The sequence below is a fragment of the Frankia sp. CoBUL1 genome, from assembly GCF_978021245.1.
In genome coordinates this window covers 1-4,108 of record NZ_CDXDOS010000280.1, presented here as the reverse complement: position 1 = coordinate 4,108, position 4,108 = coordinate 1, and the positions used below count along the sequence as shown (strand labels likewise).

The 4,108-nt window shown below is 70.9% G+C and carries 1 protein-coding gene; it reads right to left on the bottom strand.

The window, feature by feature from the left end:
* Positions 1-31: 31 nt before the first annotated feature.
* The coding region (locus AC08OX_RS15525) for a helicase-related protein (RefSeq protein WP_476608468.1) at positions 32-4,108 on the bottom strand (4,077 nt) is incomplete at its 5' end.

Here is a 4,108-nt window from a genome sequence, read left to right as displayed (position 1 = left end):
GTGGGGTGGCGCGGCGTCGAGACGGCCGCCATCAGCCGCGCCGCCCGGGGCCGAACACGTTCGGGTAGTACGCCACGATCTTCCCCCACTCCGCGTCATACCGGAACCGGACGACCAGCCACCCCAGGTCGGCCAGCCGGTCCTCGGCGTCGGCGTCCCGCGCGGCCGCGGCGGCGGCGTCATGGTGCGGACCGTCGACGAACACGGCCACCGCCCCCGACGGCAGCCGGTAAACGAAGTCCGGCCGCGCCGCCGCGTCCGATACAAGCATTTGCGTCGCGTCAGGTAACCGATAACCCTCTTCGCGGAGGAATGTTACAAGTTGCCGCTCCAACCCCGACCCCGCCCGCTCGCGCAACGCCTCCGCGTGCCCCTCTGCGCCGCCCGCGTGGCCGTGCCGTGGCTCGGTACGGGCCGCCATCAGAGCACGAAGGATCTCGACCGCGGCATGTCGATCGATGACGGTATGGTCGGACTGATTGCCATAGGAGAGCAGGCAGTCGTAGCAGCCCCGTTCGCAGCGTTCCCGCGCGCCCGGCGCCCGGTCGGTGTCCGCCCCGGTCTTCGGATCGAAATGGACGATGCGCAGCGCCTCCTGCGCCACCTCCGCCAGTGCCTCCGGCTCGTCATGCAGGCGGCGCAGCACGCCCGCGCCGCCCTCCGCGCTCTCGACGAAGAGCATCCGGCCCCGGCCGTCCGGGTCGGGCAGCCGCTGGGACTCCAGCTCCGCGTCCTCAAGCTGGAACAGCGCCTCGATGCCGCGTTCGAGCGCGTACCGCACCGAGGTCGCCACCTCGTCGGGGACCGGCCGGGCGAGCCGGACGACGGCGATGTTGCGCCGGTCCTCCACGTACGGGATGATCTTGCGGGCCCGCGGGTCGTCGGCGAACTCGTCAAGGCCGGATTCCTCCTCCGTGAGATCCCCGGCCCGCAGCTCGCCGGCCCGTCTCTCATTCAGCCACCGGCCGTTGACGGTGTCGAGCCAGTAGCCGACGTCGTTCTTGTCCGCCCGCCGCCGCAGGCCCTGGTTGATGATCCGGATCGTCGCGGTATCGCCGTAGACGAACTCGGCGAGATCCTCCCCATCCGGGCCGCGCACGTCCGCGGCGAGCCGTCCCGGCCGGACCCCGTGCCGGCTGAACCGGAAAGTGGTGAGCAGGTCGAAACCGGCCCGGCGGCGCTCCTCCTCGTCGGAGGAGATCCGCCGGCGATGGGTGGTGGTCACCGTCTGCAGGTGCATGAGCCCGGCCCGGCCGCCGCCCAGCGCCACGCCACACTCCTCGCACCGGTTCACAGCCGCGTCGCGATGATGCCAGTAGCCGCAGGACTCGCACAGCCGTGCCTCGATCGTCGCCACCGATCCGGGGACGCCGTGCTCCGAGCCTGGGACCTGGACGCTGATGACCTGGTACCGCCCACCCTCGTGATAGATCAGCGCGCCCGGGCCGAACTCGCCGACCGCGATGAACCGGGGCCGTTGGATGTAGGACCCGTCGCCCCGCCGGCTGCCGGGAATGTAGGCGGCCAACGGCAGCCGGGGGAAGGAATAACCCGGCAGAAAACCCTCGGACGCGAAGTAGCGGTAGGAGTAGAAATCACTGAAGAGCTGCTGGTCAGGGGAGTCGTTGGTGAGCAGGTACAGGCGCTGCTCGGCCTCGTACCGACGTCGGCGCGCGGCCGCCCGTGCCTTCGACTGGGTGGATCGGTCGAGCACCCGGCGGTTCTGCTCCCGCTGGTCGGCGATCGCCTGCCGGTACATCGCCCGCCACCGGTCGCACGCTCCGTCGAACGCGAGGAACGCCCCGTTCACGACGTCGGGTATCCACCGGTCGTACCACCAGGGGCTGTTCTTCGTCTCCTCGGCGAGCACCGCCTCGGCCCGCCGCACCGTGCGGGCCCGCACGGCGGGGTCGTCCAGGTGAGCGGCGAGATCCTCCCGGATCGGCAGTGGCAGCTCGCCGCGTGGGCCCTCGGCGGTATCGAGGACGTCGGTGAGGCCGCGGTGCAGGTTCGCGCCGCTCTCGGCGAGCCAGATGGCATGTACGTGCGAACGGACCAGATCCTCGTTCGCGAGGTCGAGCCGGGGCAGGGTCACGCGACCGGCGACCATCAGCTTCGACCGGCGGAAGTAGTACTGGTCGTGCGCGCTGCCGGTGGAACAGTAGGTCGTCACGAGCGCCGGCTGGCCGCCGCGCCCGGGCCGGCCCGAACGCTGCGCGTAGTTGGCCGGGGTCGGGGGGACGTTGCGCATCATGACGGCGTTGAGGTCCGCGATGTCGACGCCGAGCTCCATCGTCGGCGAGCAGTAGAGCAGGGGCAGCCAGCCCTCGGCCGGGTCGCCCCCGCGGCGGAACGCCTCCTCCCGGTCCTGCCGCTGCTGGGCCCGGACCTGGGCGGTGTGCTCGCGGGCGACGATGCCGGCGAGCTCCGCGGCGGCGTGCGAGTACAGATCGCGGAAGAACGGGTTGACCCGTGCGCCGACGGTGTCGTCGACCACGCGGCGCAGCGGGTCCTCCGCGCCACGTCGACCGTTCCCGGCCCGCCAGATGAGCGCCGACGCCTTCACCCGGTAGCCCGCCGGGCCCCGTTGAGCCCGCGCGTAAGCCCGCGCGCCACCGCGGGCCGGCCCGGTGACCATCACCTGCCCGATCAGGCCATGGCGCTCCAGCACCGTGAACAGGTCGTGGATCACGGCCTCGGCGTCGTCCAGCCGGATCCGGCCACGGTGGCGCGGGAACTCGTGCGGTCGGCGCAGGTAGCGGCCGAACGCACCACGACCGGTGACGTGTACGGCGTCCCGCATGCCTCCCCGGCCGCCCGGGAATGGATAGGAGGTGCGTTCGAGCACCCGCGGCTCGTCCCCCGACACCGCCCAGACCCCGCGTAGCAGATGGTCGGATGTCTGGACGATGCGCTCGTGGCCAGGCTGGGTGAGGGCGTCGACGTCGACGTCGAGCGCCCGGCGCATCTCGTCCAGCAGGATGCGGGCGAGCAGCGCCCGGTGCTCGGGATCGTCGTCGCGCAGCAGGGCATGGGTTGCCGCCCACGACGCCTGGTGCTGGGCGATCTCGTCCAGGTCCACGTAGTCGAAGGTGATGAGGCCGGTCTGCTCGAGGTTCGGCATGGTCACCCGCCAACCTCGTTCGAGGTCGGCGTAGACGCGGTACCCGATCGCCGCCCGCAGCGCCCGCAGCACGTTGTCGCGCTGGCTGAACACCGGCTCCTCGATCGCGGAGAACGACCGCATCGGCAGGTCCAGCGCATCGGTAACACGCTCGGCAACCGAGTCGAACCGCAGGCCGGCGGGGCCCGCCGCGCGCGCGGCCCGGTACAGCGCGCCGCGTAGCTGGGTGACCTGCACGAAGTCGTTGAGATGCCCGGCCTGCAGGCTCGCGTCCTGGCGGTTATCGACGAAGGTGAGCAGCTTCTTGGCCCGGGAGTCCAACGCCTTCTGGCGCCGCAGGTTGCGCACGATGCTGGTGCTGACCAACGACACGGCCGAGCTGCGGCCCTCGGCTGCGAACGAGGCCAGCTTGGCGAAGTCCTGGGCCCGCAGCTGCTCGTACGAGACCCGGCAGCGCAGGCAGAACCGGAACGGCGCCGGGATGAACCAGGCCGTCATCGGCTCGGACGCCCCGGAACCGGACATGTCACGAAGGAACACGGCGCGCTCGCCGTCCGTCTCGACCTCGCTGCCGTCCGCCGTCACCCGGACCCGGCGCGGCACCTGATCGGCGAGTCTCGGCAGGACGAACGAGTGCCCGTGCTCGTCGGCGTCGAACCAGGTGTCCGGAAAGCGCCCCTCGGCGATGGGATCGGCGGGCCAGGGATGATCCTCGCTCACATAGAGATAGCCGAGATCGACTTCACTTTCAACCGCGGCCGACTCCCGGCGGGGAGTATAGCGGCGAGGGGTGTCCCTGCTGCGCGCGACGACGAGATATTCCTGGCCACATTCACGACAGAAGGCCAGCGGCAGCAGTACCTTGTCCCGCGACCCGGGCACACTCACCTGGTATTGACTGGTGATATACCGGACCGTCGTCGGTTCCAGGCTGACGTGGACCGTGTCCCCCTTGGAGAGGAACTGGTGCAGACGAAAGGCGAA